This is a genomic window from Cytobacillus citreus, from assembly GCF_018343665.1.
Classification (GTDB): domain Bacteria; phylum Bacillota; class Bacilli; order Bacillales; family Cytobacillaceae; genus Cytobacillus; species Cytobacillus citreus.
On sequence record NZ_JAGYPM010000002.1, the window covers coordinates 879,898 to 904,069 of the forward strand.

General features: G+C 37.1%; 25 protein-coding genes. 20 read left to right on the plus strand and 5 right to left on the minus strand.

The window, feature by feature from the left end; genetic code table 11:
• The first annotated feature begins 200 nt into the window (after nucleotides 1-200).
• The 4 genes from KHA94_RS10280 to KHA94_RS10295 all read left to right on the plus strand — a co-directional run bounded on the left by KHA94_RS10280 (nucleotide 201) and on the right by KHA94_RS10295 (nucleotide 2,571).
• Complete coding sequence (locus KHA94_RS10280) at nucleotides 201-1,097, plus strand: DMT family transporter (protein WP_213102004.1); 897 nt, start codon at nucleotides 201-203, stop codon at nucleotides 1,095-1,097.
• Nucleotides 1,098-1,277: 180 nt separating this feature from the next.
• Complete coding sequence (csaA, locus tag KHA94_RS10285) at nucleotides 1,278-1,607, plus strand: chaperone CsaA (RefSeq protein ID WP_213102005.1); 330 nt, start codon at nucleotides 1,278-1,280, stop codon at nucleotides 1,605-1,607.
• A gap of 3 nt (nucleotides 1,608-1,610) precedes the next feature.
• Nucleotides 1,611-2,090, plus strand: a complete 480-nt coding sequence (locus KHA94_RS10290; protein WP_338030764.1) for a GNAT family N-acetyltransferase — start codon at nucleotides 1,611-1,613, stop codon at nucleotides 2,088-2,090.
• Nucleotides 2,091-2,220: 130 nt separating this feature from the next.
• Nucleotides 2,221-2,571, plus strand: coding sequence for a VOC family protein (locus KHA94_RS10295; protein ID WP_213102006.1), 351 nt, complete (start codon nucleotides 2,221-2,223; stop codon nucleotides 2,569-2,571).
• A 713-nt stretch (nucleotides 2,572-3,284) separates the two neighbouring features.
• On the opposite strand, the gene KHA94_RS10300 is transcribed toward KHA94_RS10295, so the two are convergent.
• Nucleotides 3,285-4,007, minus strand: coding sequence for a toast rack family protein (locus KHA94_RS10300; protein WP_213102007.1), 723 nt, complete (start codon nucleotides 4,005-4,007; stop codon nucleotides 3,285-3,287).
• A gap of 196 nt (nucleotides 4,008-4,203) precedes the next feature.
• On the opposite strand from KHA94_RS10300, the gene KHA94_RS10305 reads away from it, so the two are divergent.
• Complete coding sequence (locus KHA94_RS10305) at nucleotides 4,204-4,401, plus strand: hypothetical protein (RefSeq protein WP_213102008.1); 198 nt, start codon at nucleotides 4,204-4,206, stop codon at nucleotides 4,399-4,401.
• Between the two features lie 672 nt (nucleotides 4,402-5,073).
• Here KHA94_RS10305 and KHA94_RS10310 read toward each other — a convergent pair.
• A complete protein-coding gene (locus KHA94_RS10310; RefSeq protein ID WP_338030740.1) occupies nucleotides 5,074-5,994 on the minus strand; it encodes a glycine betaine ABC transporter substrate-binding protein in 921 nt (306 codons plus the stop codon).
• A gap of 144 nt (nucleotides 5,995-6,138) precedes the next feature.
• The gene (gene cudC / locus KHA94_RS10315; RefSeq protein ID WP_213102009.1) at nucleotides 6,139-6,702 is read right to left on the minus strand and encodes a choline uptake/conversion transcriptional regulator CudC; all 564 of its coding nucleotides are present in this window, start codon (nucleotides 6,700-6,702) and stop codon (nucleotides 6,139-6,141) included.
• Nucleotides 6,703-6,971: 269 nt separating this feature from the next.
• On the opposite strand from cudC, the gene betB reads away from it, so the two are divergent.
• Together betB and KHA94_RS10325 are read left to right on the plus strand one after the other, a co-directional pair.
• Nucleotides 6,972-8,444 (plus strand): betaine-aldehyde dehydrogenase, encoded by a 1,473-nt coding sequence (gene betB / locus KHA94_RS10320; RefSeq protein WP_213102010.1) that lies wholly within the window; start codon nucleotides 6,972-6,974, stop codon nucleotides 8,442-8,444.
• Between the two features lie 346 nt (nucleotides 8,445-8,790).
• Nucleotides 8,791-10,002, plus strand: a complete 1,212-nt coding sequence (locus KHA94_RS10325; RefSeq protein ID WP_213102011.1) for an iron-containing alcohol dehydrogenase — start codon at nucleotides 8,791-8,793, stop codon at nucleotides 10,000-10,002.
• 242 nt (nucleotides 10,003-10,244) lie between these two features.
• On the opposite strand, the gene KHA94_RS10330 is transcribed toward KHA94_RS10325, so the two are convergent.
• Together KHA94_RS10330 and KHA94_RS10335 are read right to left on the minus strand one after the other, a co-directional pair.
• The gene (locus KHA94_RS10330) at nucleotides 10,245-12,083 is read right to left on the minus strand and encodes an FtsX-like permease family protein (protein ID WP_213102012.1); all 1,839 of its coding nucleotides are present in this window, start codon (nucleotides 12,081-12,083) and stop codon (nucleotides 10,245-10,247) included.
• 11 nt (nucleotides 12,084-12,094) lie between these two features.
• The gene (locus KHA94_RS10335) at nucleotides 12,095-12,856 is read right to left on the minus strand and encodes an ABC transporter ATP-binding protein (protein ID WP_213102013.1); all 762 of its coding nucleotides are present in this window, start codon (nucleotides 12,854-12,856) and stop codon (nucleotides 12,095-12,097) included.
• Nucleotides 12,857-13,329: 473 nt separating this feature from the next.
• Here KHA94_RS10335 and KHA94_RS10340 point away from each other — a divergent pair, with 473 nt between their 5' ends.
• From KHA94_RS10340 to KHA94_RS10400, 13 genes are all read left to right on the plus strand, one after another.
• Entirely contained in the window at nucleotides 13,330-15,273 is a 1,944-nt protein-coding gene (locus KHA94_RS10340) for a CoA-disulfide reductase (RefSeq protein WP_213102014.1), read from the plus strand.
• A gap of 333 nt (nucleotides 15,274-15,606) precedes the next feature.
• Nucleotides 15,607-15,969: a rhodanese-like domain-containing protein gene (locus KHA94_RS10345; protein ID WP_249365425.1), complete on the plus strand. Its 363-nt coding sequence runs from the start codon at nucleotides 15,607-15,609 to the stop codon at nucleotides 15,967-15,969.
• Nucleotides 15,970-15,983: 14 nt separating this feature from the next.
• The gene (locus tag KHA94_RS10350; RefSeq protein ID WP_213102015.1) at nucleotides 15,984-16,247 is read left to right on the plus strand and encodes a metal-sensitive transcriptional regulator; all 264 of its coding nucleotides are present in this window, start codon (nucleotides 15,984-15,986) and stop codon (nucleotides 16,245-16,247) included.
• A gap of 91 nt (nucleotides 16,248-16,338) precedes the next feature.
• Nucleotides 16,339-16,818, plus strand: coding sequence for a DsrE/DsrF/DrsH-like family protein (locus tag KHA94_RS10355; RefSeq protein WP_275950882.1), 480 nt, complete (start codon nucleotides 16,339-16,341; stop codon nucleotides 16,816-16,818).
• A 126-nt stretch (nucleotides 16,819-16,944) separates the two neighbouring features.
• Nucleotides 16,945-17,241 (plus strand): rhodanese-like domain-containing protein, encoded by a 297-nt coding sequence (locus KHA94_RS10360; RefSeq protein ID WP_213102016.1) that lies wholly within the window; start codon nucleotides 16,945-16,947, stop codon nucleotides 17,239-17,241.
• Nucleotides 17,242-17,290: 49 nt separating this feature from the next.
• The gene (locus KHA94_RS10365; protein ID WP_213102017.1) at nucleotides 17,291-17,866 is read left to right on the plus strand and encodes a sulfurtransferase TusA family protein; all 576 of its coding nucleotides are present in this window, start codon (nucleotides 17,291-17,293) and stop codon (nucleotides 17,864-17,866) included.
• Between the two features lie 12 nt (nucleotides 17,867-17,878).
• Nucleotides 17,879-18,112, plus strand: a complete 234-nt coding sequence (locus KHA94_RS10370; RefSeq protein WP_213102018.1) for a glutaredoxin family protein — start codon at nucleotides 17,879-17,881, stop codon at nucleotides 18,110-18,112.
• A 51-nt stretch (nucleotides 18,113-18,163) separates the two neighbouring features.
• A complete protein-coding gene (locus KHA94_RS10375) occupies nucleotides 18,164-19,291 on the plus strand; it encodes an MBL fold metallo-hydrolase (RefSeq protein ID WP_213102019.1) in 1,128 nt (375 codons plus the stop codon).
• A 167-nt stretch (nucleotides 19,292-19,458) separates the two neighbouring features.
• Nucleotides 19,459-19,689, plus strand: coding sequence for a sulfurtransferase TusA family protein (locus KHA94_RS10380; RefSeq protein ID WP_213102020.1), 231 nt, complete (start codon nucleotides 19,459-19,461; stop codon nucleotides 19,687-19,689).
• 187 nt (nucleotides 19,690-19,876) lie between these two features.
• Nucleotides 19,877-20,653, plus strand: a complete 777-nt coding sequence (locus tag KHA94_RS10385; protein ID WP_213102021.1) for a sulfite exporter TauE/SafE family protein — start codon at nucleotides 19,877-19,879, stop codon at nucleotides 20,651-20,653.
• 204 nt (nucleotides 20,654-20,857) lie between these two features.
• Nucleotides 20,858-21,427 carry a class I SAM-dependent methyltransferase gene (locus KHA94_RS10390; protein ID WP_213102022.1) on the plus strand — a complete coding sequence of 190 codons (570 nt, stop codon included), beginning with the start codon at nucleotides 20,858-20,860 and terminating at the stop codon, nucleotides 21,425-21,427.
• A 463-nt stretch (nucleotides 21,428-21,890) separates the two neighbouring features.
• Nucleotides 21,891-23,138 (plus strand): ATP-binding protein, encoded by a 1,248-nt coding sequence (locus tag KHA94_RS10395; protein WP_213102023.1) that lies wholly within the window; start codon nucleotides 21,891-21,893, stop codon nucleotides 23,136-23,138.
• A 536-nt stretch (nucleotides 23,139-23,674) separates the two neighbouring features.
• A complete protein-coding gene (locus tag KHA94_RS10400; RefSeq protein ID WP_249365468.1) occupies nucleotides 23,675-24,145 on the plus strand; it encodes a hypothetical protein in 471 nt (156 codons plus the stop codon).
• Nucleotides 24,146-24,172 lie beyond the last annotated feature (27 nt).

Consider the following 24,172-nt stretch of genomic DNA (forward strand, 5'->3'; position numbering starts at 1 on the left):
GGCTTTAAAGAATCGTTCTAAAAATTAGCTAAATAACGATATTTGGATAAAATAATCTGACTTTCGGTAAAAAACAATAACTCAATATAAGTAAAATTTAAATATAGACTTGGTTAGAACCCAAGTTGCTCAAGATAACTGTGCTCACCATTGAACACAGTTATTTTTTTGATAAACCACCTTTGAAAAGGGGCTAATAGATGAAAACAGCATTAGGATTATTTTTTACATTATTATGGTCATCTGCAGCAATAGCAACAAAATTTGGGTTGCATTCAACTACTCCTCTCGTATTAGCTACCACTCGCTTTCTTATCGCTGGAGGTTTGTTATTCCTTTATGTATATGTAATTAGAAGAAAATATCCTTGGCCTAAATTACAGGAGTGGAGATCTCTAATTATATTAGGTTTATTAAATACAACCATTTATTTAGGAGCAACATTTTGGGCATTAAATTATGTTTCAGCGGGTTTATTTAATTTATTTGTAACAACCAATCCTTTCATTGTCGCTTTTCTTTCCTATTTATGGTTAGAGCGAAGAATTACTTTAAAAGAATGGATAGGTATGATCATTGCAGCTGCTGGATTACTGATTGCTTCATGGCCATCTCTAACAAATAGTGATGCAACTGTAACTGGGTTAATTATTTTAGGGTTGGGGATGGTTTCAATGGCTATTGGGAGTGTTTACTTTACAAAATGCAATTTAAATCTGCCAAGTATTGTTATTAATACATGGCAAGTAACTATAGGTGGATTGGTCTTAATTCCAATAACCTATGTTTTAGAAAAAGAAATTTATTTTTTAAAACTGGATTTGTATCTTATTGGATCGTTAACCTGGTTAGTGTTCATTATTTCAATTGGTACAATGCTGCTTTGGTTTTACCTATTGAAACAGGATACGGTAAGGGCTAATAATTGGTTATTTACGACTCCAATCTTTGGTTATGTATTAGCTGTTATTTTTTTGAATGAATCCATAACTATATTTGATATTGCCGCAACTGTATTAATCATAATTGGTTTATTATTTTCAGGTAATATAGTCATTCATCCTATCAAAAAAACACAGTATTCGAAGAGTCTGTAGGAGTAAAGATATGAAATAAGTTCTACAACTTTCATGAAAATACTTTTACAAGAGGTGATGTATTGTGACAACTCAGTTGTGAACTATAAACGTGAAAATCAATTTACCATAAGAAAATCAATATTAATCTTTCATTTATTTAAGTAAAATCAAAATAAGTAAAAAAGGGAGGTAATATTAGTGGCAACAATTGAGGATTTTTTGAAATTGGATATACGTGTTGGTACAGTAATTAAAGCAGAGGCATTTCCAGAAGCAAGACAACCAGCAATAAAATTAGAAATTGATTTTGGTGAGATCGGTATTAAACATTCTTCAGCCCAAATTACACGTAGATATGAACCAAAACAACTTATTGGAAGTCAAGTGGTTGCAGTAGTAAATTTCCCTCCTAGACGTATCGCAGGTTTTAAATCTGAGGTTTTAGTAATTGGTGGCGTTCCACAAGAAGGTGACGTTGTACTCTTAAAACCAGATGAACCTGTTAAAAATGGGACACCAGTTGCTTAAAATATTTTGAGACAGTTTAAAGATGATGATATGCCTTCTCTTCATTCTGTATTTTCAGATTCTGAAACAATGGAATATTACCCAGCCCCATTTAGCTTTGAACACACTCAAAACTGGATTAAAAGAAATCAAGAAAGATACAAAGAATGTGGCTATGGATTATGGGGAATATGTTTAAAGGAAACTAACGAATTAATAGGTGATTATGGACTTGTTAATCAAAAAGTGGATGGAAAAACTGAGGTGGAAATTGGATACCATATTAATAAAAAGTATTGGTCAAAAGGGTATGCATCTGAAGCAGCAAAAGCTTGCAAGGAATATGGGTTTTATCAATTAGGGATTAATAAGTTGATAAGTATAATTGACCCAAGAAATCTTCCATCGATTCGTGTAGCAGAGAAAATGGGTTTCACTAAAGAAAAAGAATCCTTTATTTTTGACAAAAACCATTATATATATTCAGGGTCTAAAGATACATAAGTAACACTTATTAAGCTAAAGGGCGTTATTATTAAAGAAGGATTGCAGCAACCTTTTTCTTATTTAAGTAACGCTGCAGAATTTCTTAGTAATAAAATTATTTGAATACATTTAATTGGAGGTCACGACTATGAAAATTAAAGGTTTTGGTGGGGTTTTTTGGAGATCAAAAGATGTTGTTTCATTAAAAAATTGGTATAAAGAAACACTAGGAATTTCGATGGGAGATTGGAATGGTACTGTCATCAAGCCAGATGCTGACAACGAAACGATCTTTACTTTCTTTAAAGAAGATAGTGATTATTTTCCAGAAGAACAATCAGTGATGCTAAATTTTCAAGTAGAAAATATCGAAGCTTGGATGGAGCATTTTAACAAAATTGGAATACCACTTTTAAATGGACCTGAAAAAAGTGAGTTTGGAACATTTATTTGGATTTCTGATCCAGAAGGAAGATGGATTGAAATTTGGGAGAAATAATCTTGAATTAACTTCTTATTAAAGAAACGTGGGCTAGAGCCGGAAGCAAAATATCAGTTTGTTGAGGGAGATAAGTAAATCAGTAAAGCTATACGGATGGTTGAAAATGATCCTGATATGAGTGGGGGGCAAAAACGTCAGGAAATCGATAAATTAAACAAATTACAAAACTATCTTGCTTATGAGGTCAGAAAACAAATGGAAGCACAAAAATAGTGTTATGGGGTAAAGTAGCGGTTTTTCCTGCTCCTTTACCCCGTCTTTTTGAATAACACGTTTTGGATAGAATTTTATAGCTAAAACAAGTACTGTGATACTAAGATATGGGCTGGGGTTAATGCTGGAGGCTTAGTCCAAATAGATATGTTGACCTTTTGGGAATTAATACTAATTTTTTTGTTTTTAATAACATTATTGGGGAGTTACAGAATTTGGTTATGGATAAAACAAAGGGAAATGTAAGGATCCTTATTAAAGTAATGGGTACTTTTATTAAAAAAAGGTTGATACGTCAACTTTTTTCTTATTAGGTGAGAGGAAAAATATAGTAGCAGTTTAGAAGCCACTATATATCTTTTTATTTTGTTTATAGCTGACCTGATTTATTTACCATTCTATTTTCTGCTTTCCCAAAAAAACAAAGCCTCGATCCGAATATCGAGGCCATTCATAAAATATGGGAAGTGATAGCGAGTTTAATGTATCGACAGCATTTATTTTTCCAATTCAAAGTTAGCTTCACCAACGCCAAGCTCAGTATTCACAACAATTTTCACATCTGCATTTTCGAAGGCTTCGTTTACATAGACGCCGTTTCCTTCAGAAATAAATCCATTGAAGTTCGATTGACCAATTCCTTTAGACGATATGATTTTTACCCCTACGTCTTTCGGAAGGATAATAGTTGATCGGCCAACACCCATTTCTAAATCAACATCAAAACTTTCCTGCCAATCCCCACTTAAATCTACAGTAATGTCCCCGACCCCTCCGTCAATATCAAGTTTACTAAGCTTCAATCCTTGTAAATCAAGGTCTGTTTCCGTTGCTCCTGTTTTCACTTTCAGATTAATCGGAACATCATTTGTAAGCTGTAGGTCCCAAGTATTTTTTATTCTGCCCTTTTTAATACCTAATACTTTTCCATCAGATTGCTCAATGGTCATTTTGCCAGTATTGCCAGTATGTTTGTATTTAACTTTAGGCTTAAGATCATCGATATTGTATTCAATTACTCCTTCAGCCCAATCCTTCGCTTCACCCGAAACATTTATTTCTCCGATGCCAGCATCCAAGGTGATATCTAATTTTTCCGCTTTATCTTTCTGAACATGAATTTCAAAATCCTTTTCCTTTCCATTAACACTCGAGCTGCACCCTGTTATCCATAATAAATTAGCAGCAATAATAATTCCCAATACTAATTTCCTTGTCATTTTAATACTCCTCTGTTTTTTTATGTTAATCAAATTATAAGATAATAACGAGAAGGTTTGAATCGGTCTTGGAATGAATTTCCACTAAGACTCGAGACCTAGGGGGATTTGAATGTTCTTCGTATTGGCTCTTAACTTATAACTTTTGAAGTTTGGGAGAGTGATTGCGAAAAAATAATTTCAATTATTGAAGAAAGTGAGGGTTTTAAAAAAATTCATCATGATATTGCTTTGCGGTATAGCTGGAATCGAAAACAGTACATTAGATAAATCAGCAAGCTATATTAAATCTTGGTTAAACGTCTTGAAAAATGCTACTTCATTCATTAATAGTGCTTCACAACAAGCGCAAAAAGCAGTTGATTATATACAAGGAATCTCATTTAAAAACTAAAAATCGCCCCTTGCATAGTCGCGATGCAAGGGGAATAAAGGAGAGTGTTAAATATGGAAACTGTAGTATTATATACTTACAACGGGAGCTTTGAAGTTCCAAGAAAATGGTTAGAAGAAAATATTAACGGAATGAGCTTAGATGTATTTTTTTAGATAGCTATACATGGGATGATATAAAATGGTTATACATTCAATCGTTAATGGAAGATGATGGGAAACAAATAAGAAACCTTACCAAAATGTTGAAAGATGGTTTATCGTTATTTAAAAATGGGGAACAGGAAGTAATTTTACATTCTTGCACCAACGAAAATTATGAATACCAATTTAGTTATTTTGATAAATCCGGTCCCGTAGAGGACATTCAGAAAAACACATTAGAAGAAATAGCAAAGAGCATTTATGAATATGGATTTACACTGTGTGCAAAAGATGATTTGAACATAAGAAAATAGAATTTGATTCCCTGTAACCGTCCAGTAGAATTGAGCAGTTTTCACCAAATAAGTTTAATCAATTTCTCACAATTAAGTTGGAGCACTTACTTTGGAAAACAGACATAGGAATCTTATTAGTAGTGAGGAACCCAGCTCTTTCGCCTAATCTAGGAAGTCAAGTACCTTATGTCTACATGAGCGGCTTTGCTCTGCATCCTTTCTTTTTAAAAAGATTACTTCACGCCTTCTGTCCATTCTTTCACAAGATCCTCATTTTCTTTGACAAACTTTTTTGCAGCGTCAGCAGGATCTGTTCCATTATTTATATCGACCATAACGCCTTCCAGTAAGTCTTTATTCCACTTAAATTGTTTTAAAATTCGATAGGCTGCCGGGGAATCTTCTTCCAATCCTTTACGTACAAGGGTATGTATATCATCCGGTTCACCGAATACCTGCCTCGGGTCTTCTAAGTATTTTAAATCATATTTCGTAAAAGCCCAATGCGGAGACCAAAGGGTAACGATAATATTCTGCTTTTCTTTAATCGCCTTATCAAGTGCTGCCATCATCGATGCATCGCTTGTTGCTTGTAAATTCCATTTATCTAATCCGTATATGTCCATGGCTTCTTCTGTAATCTGCATTTGCCCAGCCCCGGGATCAATCCCTGTAATTGTCCACTCCGTATTTTCTCCGATTGAATTCGTATTTTTTTTCAAATCCTCGATCGAATCAATATCCACATATTCTGGCACAACAAGACCTAATGGCGCGTTTTTAAGGTTAGGGCCGAGATCAACAAGTTTCTCCCCATACTGATCCCAATAACTGACATCTGTGTACGGCAGCCATGCAGAAATCATCGCATCAGCAGCACCGTTCGCAACAGCGATATACATTGGACCTGTATCAACTTGTTTTAAAGTAACATCATATCCAACACTGTTCAATACTTCCTTTATCACATGATTGCTTGCCACTTCGGTTGCCCATGCGACATAGGGAATCGTAAGGTCCTTTTTCCCGAGATTATCTCCGTCTGTTGCTGATTGATTCGTCCCCGCTTTATTACTGCCGCACGCTGTTAAAATGACTGAAAAAATGAGTATGATCGTAAGGCTTGAAAAATATCGAAGTTTTCTTCTATTCACTATGATCTTCCTTTCTATTGATACCGTCCTTTATCGATGTTTGGTTTTTCTGATCTAGAACCCCAATCGAACGAAACGTAAGTGTAATCTACTATTTAGATGGATGCTGACTTCTGGTGTTTTTAGCTGCTTGAAAGGAGTTAACTACCGAGCATCGTCCTCAATCGGAAGAAACTGAAAAATCTCGCCTGATTCAATTAAATCGATAAGACGGCTTAACCATTTATAATATTTTTTTGAATCGATAATTTGTTCATGAAGATTTCCCGCATAATCCCTAATTCCGCGGCTAACTTGATCATTATTCATCACACTTTCTAATCCTTTAGCCGCTTTATCAATGGCCACCAAATTCATTTCAACTTCTCGTTTCCACTTTTCACAATAAAAAGCAATAAACGATTTAAAGAAATCTCTTTCTGCTGTAAAATACTCCCTTCGTGATCCTTTCTTCCATGTTCTTTGGACCATCGCGTTGCTTTGCAGTTTTTTCACAGCGGTACTCATACTCGGTTTCGTCATTCCAAGACGATCTTTCATTTGATCTAATGTCATTTCCCCTTCAATATACATAGTTCCATATAGTCGTCCCGCTGAATGAGTAACACCGTAAAGATCCATCGTTTCCGCAATTGCGCTAATGACAGCCTCCTTTGCCTGTTCAATAACCTCCAGTGCCCTTTCATCGTTTTTCAACTGCTCAGTCATCTATTTAAAACCTCCTTATAAACTATTTTTCGTTTAATTTGTTAAATATATTTTTTATAATACAGGAATGATCTCAATTGTCAAACAATAATTTTATACTTTCCGATAATTATAATTGCCCTTAAATATGAAGAAATCAATGATTATGTATACACTTTTAAATTTTCGAAATAATCCCTTTACAATAAAAGAGAACTTATGTTACGTTAATAGTCGTAAATATTGTTAAAAATAAATTTAACGAACTTAACAAAGGAGGCCGTAATATCATGTCCATACAAAAAATGCACATAGATGGTTCCTGGATAGAGGCGAAATCGCAAGCGACCCGTAAAATTATTAATCCATCTAACCAAGAATTGATTGCCACCGTAGCCGAAGGGAATGAAGAAGATGCTGTGCTGGCCATTCGCGCAGCAAGAAAAACGTTTGATCAAGGGAGTTGGGCTTCAACACCTGCCAATCTACGCGGAAAGCTTATTTACAAAATTGCGGAACTCATTGAACGTGATAAAAGTGAATTGGCCCATCTTGAAACATTGGATACTGGCAAAACGCTAATTGAAAGCAAAGGAGATATGGAGGATATCGCGGAAGTATTTCGTTATTTTGCTGGTCTAGCTGATAAAAACGCTGGTGAAATGATTGAATCTCCTATTCCGAATTCGATAAGTAAAGTCGTTCGTGAACCGATTGGTGTGTGCGCATTAATCATGCCTTGGAACTATCCTTTGCTACAAGCAGCTTGGAAAATTGCCCCCGCGCTTGCAGCTGGGAATACAATTGTCATGAAGCCAAGTGAAATCACACCTTTAACAACAATTAAAATCACGGAATTAATTGAAGAAGTAGGGGTTCCAAAAGGGGTTGTCAACCTTGTGCTCGGGGCAGGAAGCACCGTAGGGCAGGCAATGGCTGATAGTCAGCTCGTTGATTTTATTTCTTTTACTGGCGGAATTGAAACGGGCAAAAAGATTATGTGTGCGGCAAGCGGAAATGTCAAAAAAATTGCCCTAGAGCTTGGCGGCAAAAACCCTAATATTGTTTTTGCGGACAGTGATCTAGATGTAGCCGTTGATCAGGCCTTAAATGCAGTCTATTTTCATGCAGGCCAAGTCTGCTCGGCAGGTGCTAGATTACTAGTTGAAGATCGCATCCATGATTGGTTTGTTGAGCAATTAGTTAAACGCGTGAAAAGAATCAAGCTTGGCAATGGTTTCGATCAGGACACCGAATCAGGACCAATGATATCAGCTGAACACCGCCTAAAAGTAGAAGAATATGTAGCAATCGGGAAAAAAGAGGGGGCAAAATTAATTATAGGCGGGGAACGTCCGAAAGATCCCGCATTGCAAAATGGCTTTTTCTATTTACCGACCATATTTACGGAATGTACTTCCAATATGCGCATCATCCAAGAGGAAATTTTTGGCCCTGTCCTAACTGTGGAGCGCTTTTCTTCAGAGGAAGAGGTTATCAAGTTAGCAAACGATACCATTTACGGCCTTGCAGGTGCAGTCTGGTCAAATGATTTAGCAAAGGCCGAACGTGTCGCAAGCCAATTACGAATGGGTACCGTGTGGATTAATGATTATCATCCTTATTTTGCACAAGCACCATGGGGCGGGTATAAACAATCAGGCATTGGCCGTGAACTAGGGAAAAGCGGGCTGGATGAATATACGGAAACAAAACATATCTATCAAAATACAAAACCTGAACCTATGAATTGGTTTAAGTAGTAAACCTAAACTTAGTTTTTATCAACGGGCAGTCTCCTATACCGACTGTGGTTTCACTTTATCGCAGATTAACGGGCAGTAAGACCCCCACTTCAAGGTTGCGAGAGAATTAAAGAAACCTAAGTGGGGGATGAAAGCCGACTAAGAACGCCACGTCCTGTGGCAACGTCGGCACTAGCACGTCCTGTGCGTCGAAAAACCCCCACTGATGGAAGTTTCACTTTATATGATTGCAAGATTTTTCTAAGTTTTCTATCCCCTGAATCCAATGGGGAATCTTTATCGGTACAATATTTTTTAACATACTAATCAAGATTTAAGCGAATGCGACGAGGAGGAATTTTTTATGGCTGGGATGAATATGAAATTTGAACATATGACAAACATGCATACTTTTGAATTGCCGACTAGAATTAAACATGGAATTGGCATGATAAAAAATGCAGGTGAAGAAATTAAAAAACTAGGCGTTTCAAAAGTTATGCTTGTGACAGATGCAGGCATTTACAGCGCAGGCATGACAAAATCAGTTGAACAATCATTAAAAGAAGCGGGATTAGAAGTGATCCTCTTCACGAAAGTCGAAGCAAACCCCCCAGTTAGAATTGTAAATGAAGGCACCAAGCTTTACCATGAGAATCAATGTGACGGACTTGTTGCAGTCGGGGGCGGCAGTTCAATGGATACGGCAAAAGGAATTGGTGTAGAAGTCTCCCATGGTGGGTCTGTCCTTGAGTACGAAGCTGCGGAAGGAAAAAAACCGTTAGAACACCGAATCCCACCATTAACTACAATCCCAACAACGGCAGGAACGGGTTCGGAAGTAACGCAATGGGCAGTTATCACAGATGAAGAACGGCAATTCAAATTCAACACAGGCGGTCCTTTAATAGCGGCACATTTGACATTGATTGATCCGGAGCTACATGTTTCCATGCCGCCTCATGTTACAGCAATGACAGGAATTGATGCCCTTTCTCATGCCATTGAATGCTACACAATGAAATTTGCGCAGCCGATTACAGATGCTGTTGCCCTTTTAGCAATGGAATATGTAGCAAAATATATTCGCCGTGCTTATGCAGATGGAACAGATATTGAAGCACGTTACGGAATGGCTCAAGCAGCCATGCTTGCCGGTCTTTCCTATGGAAGCGAATCTGCCGGCGCTGCCCATGCAATGGCTCAAACGCTTGGCGGCATCATTAATGTCCCACATGGCCAATGTGTCTCATGGATGCTTGGACCTGTGATGGAATTCAACTGGAAAGGCGCCCCTGAACGCTTTGCCCGGATTGCACAAGCATTAGGAGTCGATATTTTTCACATGACAACTGAAGAAGCAGCAAAAGCAGCAGTCAATGAAATCTATACGTTAGTTAAGGAATTGGATATTCCATCCTTAAAAGAACAAGGTGTCCCGGAAGACATGATCCCACGCCTTGCCGAAGAAGCAATGAAAGATCCGCAAACCTTCGGAAACCCGCGAGACCTAACTGTCAAAGATTATGAATGGATTTACAAACGCTGCTATAATCTTGTACCGAAAACACTTTAAGTTCTGCCATAAATGGATCAAGCAAGAGGGAACTTTTCAGTTTTAGGCTGATTGAGTTCCCTTTCCCTACGGGGAGTGATTTTAGCGTTTACATTCCCCTATGCATACCGTCGTCAGCGGTGGCAAAAGCAATTCCGACAAATCGCTCTCTATACCTGAACAATAAAACTTAGATTAATAGTAAAAAATAAACCTGCCCCCATTTTTAGATTTCCGGGAGCAGGATTTTTTTCTTTAACTTATTAATTTGTTTTTGGAAACACGATCCCTTTATATAATTGAACGGTTATACAATAATAGGATGCGTAGATGACAGTGAAAATGACAATTGGTAGCCAAACTCGGAAGTATGGGGCGATGAGTATAAAGGAGAACATCTCCATTCCGACTAATACATGGATGATTCCGACAATGGCCGGGAATAAGAAAACTAGGAATAGCTCTTTATAGATAGATTTTGTCAGCAATGTAGAACGCACACCAATTTTGCGGAGCATTTGATAGCGGCTAATGTCCTTTGTTGCGCCAGACAGGATTTTAAACATTAAGCAGCTGGCCATCATAGCTAAGAAGGCAATTCCTAAGAAGAAGCCCATAAAAATAGTTCCGCTCGCAAAGCCATACATATCTTGGTAGGATCGATATTTACTATACATATTGGTGTCATTTCCATATTTCTTTTGCTGCAGCTCATCGATTTTTTTCCATTCCATCATATAGGCTTGAAAGTCATCTGATTTTCCAATGATAGCAATGCCTTCTTTTCCTTTTACATCCCCAAACATTTTTTGATCAATAATTTTGATTTTGTGATCTGGATATAAATAATAAGGCTGAATGGTATCCAAGGCAAAAGCCCATTCTTCAGGAACTGCTAATCCACTTTGTTGATCTTCTAATCCTACAATACTGCCTACTGGAAGTTCTCCAGTAACCTTTTCTTTCTTTCTAAAGCTCTTTTCATCCTGAAAAGTTTGGATGATTGGACGCTGTTTCTCTAGATCTTCCTTTGTGTAGTAAACAAATTGGTCATCGACTTTATAATGATACTCGTATTTTTCGTCAAACTTAATGTCTGCTAATATATTCTTTTCTTCTGCGGTAGGATTATGAGTAACGACATCATAGGTGTTGAAGCCTTCTACCATAATCATGACATTATTCTTGAAAGCCATTCCAACTGATATGGCACCAGCTCCTAGGGCAACTAACATCGCAACAGTTGCTAATACTTTCGTTAAGCTATTTATACGAAAGTTCAACTGAGCAAATGTGAAAGCATTAATTCCTTTTTCAAAGCGCTTTTTATTCGCCTTAAGTTTTTTAATAATGAGCGGCAGAACCGACATAAATAGCAAATACGTTCCAGAGGTGGTTGTCACAAGTGAAATAATGATTCCTAGCTGCTGAAGCGTAGCCATATTTAGCATCGCTGCATAACCAATCGCTAATAATATGATTGAAAGAAAAGCAATTCCGAAAGTCTTTTTTCCCTTTACAAAGGAATTTTCTGCTTGTACATCGGAATGAACAAGCTGCAATACACTCACGCGCGATAGCTTAATACTATTCAAAATAGCGGAAAGCATAAACAATACAAGGAAGAAGATGCAAGTAACGACTATTGATGGAACGTAAAATGCATGGTATCCTCCGGCTGTAAATTCTAGCTCTTTCATAAGCAGTTGGCCGATCACTTGAGAAAGTCCTATTCCTAATGCAATTCCGATAATAAGTGAAACAAAACCTATCACAATCGTCTCAATAAACATAAGTACCGTAATCTTACGCTTTTTCGCACCTAACATCATATACATGCCGAATTCCTTTTGCCTTAGTGATAATAAGAAGGAGTTGGCATACAAGATATAGAAGAAGGTAATGATGGCCAGTAGAACGGAACCAGCATGAAAGACAAACTGGATCTGGCTAATAACAGAGTTGGCTTCAATAAATGCTCGGTTCAGCGCAAGAGTTTGGAACAGATAAAAGATAGATACAGAGATGACAAGTCCGACTAGTAAAACGAGATAGTCTTTTAGTTTACTTTTTAGCCCTGACATAGATAGCTTGAATAACATGTCTTTTCCTCCTACGCTTTCTGTGTACCGAGCCCAGCCAGCACATCCAAAATTTCCTTATAAAAGGCATCTCGAGTACTTGTACGATGAATCTCTTTATACAATTCACCATCCTGAATAAAAAGAATTCGACGGCAATAACTTGCACTTAATGGATCATGGGTAACCATCATAATGGATACACCTTGCTCATCATTTAAATTGGTCATTGCTTCTAATAAGCTCGCTGCGTTTTTCGAATCAAGCGCTCCAGTTGGTTCATCTCCTAAAATGATTGCCGGTTCATGAACGAGTGCTCGGGCAGCTGCACAACGCTGCTTTTGACCGCCAGAGACCTCTGAAGGATATTTTGAAAGAATTGCTGAAATTCCTAATGTTTCTGCTACTTTTTTAACCTTTGGACCAATTTCTCGAGAAGGGACACCCTGCAAGGAAAGAGGTAAGGCAATATTTTCATAAATCGATAAATTATCGAGCAGATTAAAGTCTTGGAAAATAAACCCTAGCTTTTGTGAACGGAAATCTGAAAGCTGATCCTGCTTCATTATTGTAATATCGGTACCGGCAATTTGCACGACACCATCTGTAGCATGATCTAAAGTTGAGATCACATTTAATAGAGTTGTTTTCCCAGAGCCAGATGGCCCCATGATCCCAACAAATTCACCCTCATGAATTGAGAATGAAACGCCATTAAGAGCAATGGATTGGTTTTCACCCTTTTTTCCATAGAATTTTTTTACGTTTTTAACGTCAACAACTTGTGTTTTCATACCTTATAACCTCCTAAGATTCTTTCTTTATCGCAGATTAACGGGCAGTAAGCCCTCCACTTCAAGGTTGCGAGAGAATTAAAGAAACCTAAGTGGGGGATCAACTGCCCGTAAAGGCCCATAAAATGAACACAGACTAAAAGCGCCACATCGTGTGGCAACGTCTGCGTGACCCACTTCCTGTGGGCCGCAACTAACCATCAGTGGGGGATAGAAGCCGACTAAGAACGCCACGTCCTGTGCGTCGAAAAACCCCCACTGATGGAAGTTTCACTTTATCTTACAAAAGGCATTAAAGAATACCTATAGTTTTCCCTTACAGATTCTCTTACAGTTTTGTAAGATATGAAATCTGGATGTTGTCTCATGAGAGAATAAAAGGGGCGAATACTTAAGTTGACAATTAATCATTTTGTAAGTTATTATACCCGTTGGGGTAATGGTGATCTATTCATATTATTGGAGGGAACTTTATGTCAAAGAAAGTAATCATTGTTGGTGGAGTTGCAGGCGGGGCTACTGCTGCAGCGAAATTAAGAAGAAATAATGAAGAGATAGAAATAATACTAGTAGAACGTGGAGAGCATATTTCATTTGCAAATTGTGGACTGCCTTATTATATTGGGGAGACGATCAAGGATCGAAGCAAATTATTAGTTCAAACTGTAAAAGGAATGTCAGAGCGTTTTAATTTGGATATCCGTAATTTAAGTGAAGTTTTGAGCATAGATCCTGAAAATAAAAAAGTAACGATAAAAAATTTAAAAACCGATGTGGTATATGAAGAAGCATATGACAAATTATTATTGTCACCAGGAGCAAGACCAATTGTACCGCCAATCCCTGGATTGCAAGAAGCCGAAGCTTTATTTACGTTAAGAAATATTCCAGATACAGATAAAATAAAAAACTATGTCGATCAGCAAAATCCAAAAAAAGCTATTGTGATTGGTGGGGGATTTATCGGAATTGAAATGGCTGAGAACCTGGTTGATAGAGGGATTGCAGTGACCCTCATCGAAATGGCTAATCAAATAATGGCTCCGATTGATTTTGAAATGGCAAGCATTCTCCACACCCATTTAAAAGAAAAGGGAGTCCAGCTAGTATTAGAAAACGGTGTTCAATCCTTTGCTGATAATGGGAAGAGAGTGATTTTATCAGATGGAACAAAAATCGAGACTGATATAACTATCCTTTCAATTGGGGTAAGACCTGAAAATGAATTAGCGAAAGCAGCTGGTCTTCACTTAGGAGAGCGCGGAGGAATTATTGTTAATGAATACCTTCAAACTTCGAATCCTGACATTTACGCAGTTGGGGATGCTGTGGAAGTGGTCGATTTTATAAGCGGTACGAAAGCAATGATTCCACTTGCTGGCCCAGCTAATCGACAAGGGCGAATCGCTGCGAATAATATAATGGGAAAACAGGAGAAATATCAAGGGACCCTTGGTACGTCCATTGCAAAGGTGTTTGATTTAACCGTAGCTGCTACAGGTAATAATGAAAAAATATTAAAACGATTAGGTGTGCCATATGAGGTTGTTCATATTCATCCAAGCTCACATGCAGGCTACTATCCAGGTGCGTCTTCCATTGCATTAAAACTAATCTTTGACAAGGAAACAGGAAAAATTTTCGGTGCACAGGCAGTTGGAATGGATGGGGTCGACAAGCGCATGGATGTCATTGCGACAGCCATTAAAGGCGGGTTGACAGTCGAAGATTTAACTCATTTAGAATTATCCTATGCACCCCCATATTCTTCTGCAAAAGATCCTGTAAATATGGCAGGATATGTTGCGGCAAACATTATGGAAGGTGAATTGGAGCATGTCCAGTGGCATGAAATTGATGACATTATTGCCAGTGGTGGTCTATTAATTGATGTTCGCGAACCGATGGAAAGAGAATTCGGGTTTATTGAAGGATCCATGAATATCTCATTAAATGAGCTAAGAAATCGATTAGAAGAACTTCCGAAAGATCAGACTATATATGTCAGTTGCCAGGTTGGTTTAAGAGGCTATTTAGCGAGCCGTATATTAAAGCATAATGGTTTTAATGTTAAAAATGTGGATGGCGGCTGGAAAACCTATTCTTCTGTTTTCGGAAGCAATATAAATAAAGGCGTTGAAACAACAACAAATGACCTAGGTGAAACAGTTGTCAAAAAAACTAATGAAATAAAAGTAGATTCAATCCTTGATGTAACAGGATTAACTTGCCCAATGCCGATTGTTAAGCTTAAAAAAGGCATCGAGCAGTTAGAGAGCGATCAAGTATTAGAGCTCCATGCAACAGATAAAGGTTCGCTAAATGATCTTCCAGCATGGGCTAATAATGCCGGTCACACCATCTTAAAAACGGAACAAGAGGGACCTTTTATTAAATTCTGGGTGAAAAAGAAATAATGGTAGCGATCCTCTAATTTCAATGGAATTAGGGGATCTGTTTTTTGGAGGAGTATTAAATTTATTTGTTGATAAAAGAAGATTGGCTGATAAAACAGGGAAAATGGCTGATAAAGTATACTAGCTGGCAGAAAAAGCCGTGGAATTGTATGATAAGTATTCAAATTGACTTTCAAACGTCGGATTTTCTCTAATATATGTAGTAAATACTCATCATAAGATGCAATTCAATTATAGTAGGGAAGTTTTAGAAGTTGACAATATACCTGTTAGGGTATAATATTAAGCTTGTCATTGCTCTATATTACAAATAAACTCGGAAGGTTTTTATAAATGCTATATTTTATCATCATGTTGCTCGCAATAATCACTGGAAGCTTTTTTTTAAGATACTTACCTGTTGGGAATGTTAAATGTAAAGATTTATATAACATTGATAAAGATTCACTAACGATTCTAGACGTAAGAGATTATAATTTATCATATAACGATCCCATACAAGGTGCTAAAAATATACCGGTAGCCTATTTAAAAAGAAATTATGCTGAGATTCCAAGTTTATCTGTCCATATTATAGCTGCTGATCATTTGGAAAAGAATATTAGCATTCGGTTCTTAAGAAAAAGAGGCTTTAAGATTACAGGGTATACTTTGACTGGTTGTAAATGTAAAGAAAGAATAAGTACAGTGTGCTAGAAAGGAGATTAAAAATGGAATACAATGATCAATTGAAAAATAGGGTAAAGCGCATAGAAGGACAGCTGCGCGGAATTTTAAGAATGATGGAAGAAGAAAATAATTGTAAAGATGTGATTACACAGTTATCTGCTGCTAGATCAGCAATTGACCGTACAATCGGTGTGATCGTTAGTTCAAATTTAGTGGAATGTGTGAAGCATGCGGAAGAAAATGGAGAAAAGAATACAGAGGAATTAGTGAAGGAAGCAGTAAACTTACTGGTAAAAAGTAGATAATAAAAAGGGTTGACACTCTTTTTTATTTTTCATATCATTATACCCATAGGGGTAATGGTAATTAATTTTTATTTATTAAAGGAGGATTACCTTGGCTAATAAGAAAACAACAAATATTATCCTATTTAGTGGAGATTATGATAAAGCAATGGCAGCGTATATTATTGCAAATGGTGCTGCCGCATATGATCATGAAGTAACAATCTTTCACACATTTTGGGGATTGAACGCACTGCGTAAGGATGAACAGATCAACGTCAAAAAAGGTTTTATGGAAAAAATGTTTGCCAAAATGATGCCAAGAGGCGCTGATAAAATGGGTCTATCCAAAATGAATTTTGCTGGATTTGGACCAAAGATGATAAAAGATATTATGAAGAAGCATAATGCAATGACACTTCCTCAGCTAATTGATATGGCGCTGGAGCAGGAAATTAACCTAGTTGCATGTACTATGACGATGGACCTTTTAGGATTAAAGGAAGAAGAGCTTTTAGAAAACGTTGAATACGCAGGAGTTGCTGCCTATTTGGCAGATGCTGAAGATGGAAATGTGAATTTGTTTATTTAATTTATATTCGTGAAAAGCGGAATGCGAAGCCAATAGGCGAGTAAAGTACTAAAAAAGTTAGGTTTCTCAAAAATTGCGAACGTAAAAGGCGGAGTCAGTGCCTGGAGATAAAAAGGAGTGAGTGAAGTGGAACAATTATCTGCAAATGAAATAAAAGATTTATTAACGGAGGGAAAGTCTTTAAATTTCATTGATGTTCGCGAAGTGGATGAGGTGGCGATGGGGAAAATACCTGAGGCCAGGCATATTCCACTAGGATTACTCGAATTCAGAATGCATGAATTAAATAAGTCAAAAGAATATATTATGGTATGCCGTTCAGGGGCCAGAAGCGGACGTGCTTGTCAATTTCTTGAAAGCCATGGCTATAAAGTAATGAATATGGCTGGTGGAATGCTTGCTTGGGAAGGAGAAATCGAGTAAATTTTTTAAAATAAACATATACCCTGGTAGGTAAAAAGGAGGCTTTATTGTGATTCAAATAAAAACAGACTTTGTATTGGATGCAAAGGGGCTGGCTTGTCCAATGCCCATTGTGAAAACGAAGAAGTCAATGAATGAATTAGAGGAAGGCCAAGTATTAGAGGTTCAAGCAACGGACAAAGGCTCAAGGGCAGATATTCAAGCATGGGCAAAGACTTCAGGGCACCAATATTTAGGCACATTGGAAGAAGGAGATGTACTAAAGCATTTTTTAAGGAAATCATCCAGTGATGAAGCAATTGAAAGAAAGCATCCGAAAGTAGCTACTAATGAAGAGCTAGAAAAAATGCTGAAAACAAACGAAAACTTTGTTGTCCTTGATGTTAGGGAATCAGCTGAATATGCATTTAGTCATATTTCAAACGCCATTTCAATTCCTTTAGGAGAATTAGACGACCGTATAGATGAGCTTAATAATGAAGATGAAATTTTTGTTGTGTGCCGTACGGGAAACCGCAGTGATCTTGCTGCACAGAGGCTAGCAGAAAAAGGATTCACAAAAGTTAACAATGTTGTACCGGGAATGAGCGGCTGGACTGGCAAAACAATAAATATCAATAACTAAGAGGTGTATAAAATGAATGCAATTACTGTATATTCAACAACAAGATGTCCATATTGTGTGATGCTAAAAAACTTTTTGTCAGAGCAAAATATTTCTTTTAATGAAGTAAATGTTGAAACAAATCCTGAAATCATGCAGAAGCTAATTGCTACTACAGGGCAAATGGGTGTACCTCAAACGGAAATAAACGGAAACTGGGTCATCGGGTATGATCCAGAAACGATTATGAAGGTTTTACAAAACTAGAAAAGCGAAAAAATTTTTAATTACTATAATACCTTAGGGGGTAGGTTGGGGATGGCTGTAAATGCAATGAAGGCAACAGAGGTAACAAAGAGAGTGTTTAATAAAGAGGAGCTATTTATTCTGGATGTCCGTAATACAGAGGATTATCAGGACTGGAAAATTGAAGGTGAAAACTTCGAGTATTTAAATATTCCGTATTTTGAACTGCTTGACGGCGTTGAAGGGATTCTTGATAAGCTGCCAACAGATAAGGATGTTTTAGTTGTATGTGCGAAGGAAGGCTCATCTATTTTTGTAGCAGAAGAACTTTCAGAGGCTGGGCTTACTGTTTCATATTTAGAAGGCGGGATGAAAGCTTGGAGCGAGCACTTGGAGCCTGTCAAAATTGGAGATTTAAAAAATGGCGGTGAAGTGTATCAGTTTGTCCGCATCGGAAAAGGCTGTCTATCCTATATGATCATCTCAAATGGGGAGGCGGCGATTATAGATGCAACAAGAATGACGGATATCTTTACTGATTTTGCAGATAGCAAGGGAGCAAAGATTACTCATGTATTCGATACCCATCTGCATGCCGATCATATTTCCGGTGGCCGAAAAATTGCTGAAAAGACAAATGCAATGTATTGGCTGCCGCCAATGGACGCTACAGAAGTAACATTTAAATACGAGCCCCTTGAAGGCGGAAATGTTATAAAAATTGGTAATACTGCGATCGGTATTCATGCTCTATATACACCAGGACATACAATCGGGTCAACATCATTTGTAGTTGATGAAAAGTATTTGCTATCAGGTGATATTTTATTTATCGACTCAATTGGACGCCCAGACCTTGCTGGTTTAGCGGAAGACTGGGTTGGAGATTTAAGAGAAAGCCTGTATAAACGCTACAGAGAATTATCAGAAGACCTTGTGGTACTGCCAGCACACTTTATGATTATTGAAGAATTAAATGAGGATGGTAGTGTAGGTAAAAAGCTTGGAGATTTATTTGCAGAAAACCATGGTTTAAACATAAAAAATGAAGAAGAATTTAGAAGGCTTGTGACTGAAAATTTACCGCCGCAGCCAAATGCATACCAAGAGATTCGCAAAACAAATATGGGGAAAATCACCCCAGACGAAGAAGAGCAACGCGAAATGGAAATTGGCCCAAACCGCTGTGCAGTGAGGTAGAAAAGCGTAAGGCGCCCGCCTATCAGCGACAAGCATAAGACGAGCCGGCATAAAGGTTGTTCTTTAACCTTTGTGACGGATTGGCTTATGACCTCGAGCCGATGGCGCCTGAAGCTAGACAATAAGAAAGCGTAAGCACCCTAAAAAATTATTGGAGGTAATAACAAATGGAAGCTACAAAACTATTAGATGCAAAAGGGTTTGCATGTCCAATGCCCATTGTAAGAACAAAGAAGGCAATGAATGAGCTTGAATCAGGTCAAGTATTAGAAGTACACACCACAGATAAAGGATCGAAAAATGATATTACGGCTTGGACAAAATCAGGTGGTCATGAATTAGTAAAGCAAGAAGATGAAAATGGAGTATATAAATTTTGGATTAAAAAGGGTGAATAAAAAACTGAAGAGGGAACCAATTTGGTGCGCTAATAGGCAAACTTAAATTTATTAAAGTACTAAAGTATAATTGGAATTTTAATAAATTGTCTGCAAATAATATCGCATAAGAAAAACTAAGCTTTCGCCGGAAGGACTTGGCGAACGCTAAGTTTTTCTAACCTTTTCTTAAGAGGAAGTGCAAGATATGGATATGACATTTATGATTACGATCTTTCTAATAGGCTTTATTGGATCATACATTTCCGGAATGGTAGGAATTGGCGGTTCGATTATAAAATATCCAATGCTGTTATACATCCCACCTTTATTCGGCTTTGCTGCTTTTAGTGCTCATGAAGTAGCTGGAATCAGTGCTGTTCAAGTATTTTTTGCTACCATTGGCGGTGTATGGGCCTATCGCAAAGACGGATATTTAAATAAAACATTAATCGGGTATATGGGTGTTAGTATATTAATTGGGAGCTTTATCGGTAGTTTTGGTTCAAAAGCAATGTCAGAGGGCGGGATTAATTTAATCTATGGAATTTTAGCTCTAACCGCTGCGGTTATGATGTTTATTCCTAAAAAAGGTCTTGATGATATTCCGCTCGATCAAGTGAAATTTAATAAATGGCTTGCTGCAGCACTAGCTTTAATTGTTGGAGTTGGGTCAGGAATAGTAGGGGCTGCAGGTGCATTCCTATTAGTTCCAATCATGCTCGTTATCTTGAAGATTCCAACTCGAATGACGATCGCATCTTCATTAGCGATTACATTTATTTCATCTATTGGTGCTACAATTGGTAAAATTACAACAGGACAAGTTGAATATGGACCTGCACTTATTATGGTTGTTGCTAGCTTGATTGCCTCACCATTAGGTGCAATGACTGGGAAAAAAGTAAATACGAAAATACTTCAAGTTATTCTGGCTGTATTAATTGCAGCAACAGCAGTGAAAATTTGGAGCGATATCCTGTGAAAGGGATAGATTAAAGGTGGTGTTTTCATGGAAAAGAAACGGATAAATGATTGCCAAACTGGTACTTGAGGCATTAACCGGAAAAACCCTGATGAAGGAAAGAAGAAGTTTTCATTTCCGCCAATATGACCTGGGGTTTTCGTTTGGCTCCTGGTAGGAGTCATTTTATTGATATCTAAATTTTTTTAGCTAAGGAGTGATTTTGTGGCTGGACATCGCTTTAATCCTGAAAAGGCGGATAAATTACTTTCGCCTAAGAGAAGAGAATTAATTGATTTAGATAAAGTTATCTCTCTACTTGGTATCCAAGCAAGTGACAAACTCGCAGATTTCGGAGCGGGCAATGGCTTTTTCTCGATTCCTTTCGCACAGCAAACGAATGATACGGTTTATGCAATAGACATTGAACCGAAGATGCTAGATTTGTTGAGAAAACGAGCAGAGCAAGAGGAAGTTAGGAACATACATTACATTGAAAGTAATCTTGAAAATATTAAGCTTCCTGACAATACGATAAACAAAGCAATCGTAGCTTTTGTGATGCATGAAATCCCGAATATGGAAAAAGCCCTTAAAGAATTTAAACGGACTATTCAACCGAATGGACGGCTGCTCATTCTTGATTGGGAAGCGGTAGAATCAGAAATGGGTCCCCCTCTCCATGAAAGAATTTCATCAGCTGACATGCAATCGTTTCTCCTGGAAAATGACCTCCATGCAAAAGTCACTATTCTAAATGAAGCTGTTTATGCAATTGAAATAGAAATGACTTGATACAAATAGACAAAAATACCGGCAAAATGATGCCGGTATTTTTTTAGAATTATGAGGTCTTTTTTTCTATTGATTACTTAAACTTCAAAGCTAACAAATAGGTGAATTGCTCAATGAGGACAAGTACCGAATAAAAAGCCTCGTAGATGTCCTAATTAGTGTTCCATGTGAACCCTACAATTATGAGAATAACTGAACGCCTATTAAGATCAAAAATCAACTCTAGGAATGGATTTGTCAGTCTCAAATACATGTCAAAGCTTACTAGTCATTATTAATTTACGGAGCTTGTCATAATAATAAAATGTATAAAAAAATGCCAAAAATTTTTTTTGATAGATATGCGATTAAATCTATGTGTGATATTATTTTTATAATAATTCGAATTTTCGATTCTTTGATTCCTCAGCATTAAATAGGCATTTTAAGTAGTAATACAATTGAATAAGGGAGGATAAAGCAGATGTTACATGAAGGCAGTAATTTACTTTTTAACTTACTAGTCATCCTGATTACCATGACTATTCATCAATTTTGGATTGAAAGTAAACCGAATAGTTCATTTGTAAAAAATTACGCAATATTATTCACATCTGCTTTAGCTATTTTTCTGAATATGGCATTCTCATTCGTTGAGGAAGATGGCATCAAATTCGATTTAAGAGGAATTCCACTTTGGTTTGGAACAATATATGGCGGACCGTTAACAGGCATTCTCCTTACTTTAGAAATACTTATTATTAGGTTATATCAAGGTGGAATTGGAGCGATTATTGCATTATTCAGTACTCCTCTTTTACTTTCTATAGCACTTTTGGTCAGACCCTATTATTTTCGCATGAAAATATTAAAAAAAGTGATGGTAGCTTCAAGTATTTATATTCTACTTTCAATATTTGTTCTCACATCTGTTTCAATTGTCAAAGATACATTTGTTGGTATCGAATTTTTGACCAGTTACCTAATGACGAATTTATCTGGGATTATTATTGTTAGTCTATCTTTAGAAGCTATTAGGAAAAACTATTTATTCCGTATGAAAATATATCACTCTGCTAAGCTTGATCTAATCGGTCATTTAGCTGCAGCAGTCAATCATGAGATCAAAAATCCCCTGACGACTGTTCGTGGAATGATCCATTTACTTAAAGATGATCCGTCTCTTCCTAATGATAAAAAAGAATCTTTTTTTCAAATTGCTATGGATGAAATTGATAAAATCGATCGAATTGTATCCGATTATCTCACTTTTGCAAGACCTTACCCAAATAAAATAGAGATGCTTCCAGTCGGACAAGTCTTATCCGAATCAATTAACATAGTTAAGCCATTAGCTGATCAGGCCAATGTGAAAATAGAAATAAAAGAATTAAGCCATTGTACCATTCCTGGAGATCACTCCAAATTCGTTCAAGCTTTAGTGAATATTCTTAAGAATAGTATAGATGCCTTGCCCAATGGCGGTAGCATTGAGATAAAAGCAGTTATAAGGAATAATTTATGCAGCATTCATATTTTAGATAACGGTGTTGGTATGAGCAGTGAAATAATCAGCAGATTAGGAGAGCCTTATTTTACTATGACTAGTAATGGGACAGGGCTTGGTATGATGGTTGTGTTTAAAATTATTGAAAGCATGAAGGGTAAAATAAGTATAAAAAGTGAGCTAGGTTCAGGAACAGAAGTAATTCTTTCTCTGCCAAGCTCTTGATGAGAAATTGTATCACCAAGCTATTGAAACTATGAATTTATCGCAGATTAACGGGCAGTAAGACCCCCACTTCAAGTTTGCGAGAGAATCAAAGAAACCTAAGTGGGGATCAACTGCCCGTAAAGGCCCGACGACGGACACGATGTCCTAGTCAGGCGAAAGCCACAGGACGTGGCGTTTTGAGCGTGATTGGTTCAACTAACCATCAGTGGGGGATGAAAGCCGACTAAGAACGCCACGTCCTGTGGCAACGTCGGCACTAGCACGTCCTGTGCGTCGAAAAACCCCAACTGATGGAAGTTTCACTTTATGTTTTATTCAATATTTCACGTTAACTGTTTCATTCTGAGGCAGTTAACGGTTTTTAATGGGTATCCAGAATCAATGAAACAAATGAAAATACCGTACAAAACTGCCGGTATTATTTACATATTTAATAATGTCTAAGTCTTATTGACAATGATTATCATTTTCCCTTACTATAAAAGTAACTTATTTTCCAGATATAATTCATTCTTGGAGGGAACATCGTGAGTATGCTTCATGGCTTGAAAGATATTGATACGGTTATTTTAAATCAACGTAATATTGGTGGAGCTGCAGAAGCGGCCATTTTACAATTAATATCAGGTGAAACCTTTAACAATCCAGTATTCACCAATATCGACAAGTCTAAAGGACAATACGTTTCCTTATGTTTTATTGATGAGGCTGGAATGAATATTTGCATTCATGTTGACCAAATTGCCATTATGAAAGGCTTAGAATATAAATTAATTTGTCAATTAAACAACCAGCATGTTAAACAATTATTGCTTGCTGATACATTGCAATACTTACAAAGATTATGTGAAATCAACGACGGCTTTATCACACCTACATTTAAAAAAGAAGCGCTAGTGCTTGTAAGGGATATAAGTATGGAAGAGCTTGAAAAGAAAAATATTACTTTACCTTTCATAATCGAAGATAATCTTATACATTTCAGTGAACGAAAATTTGCATAATAAATGAAAAAAACGAGGTCAAACACC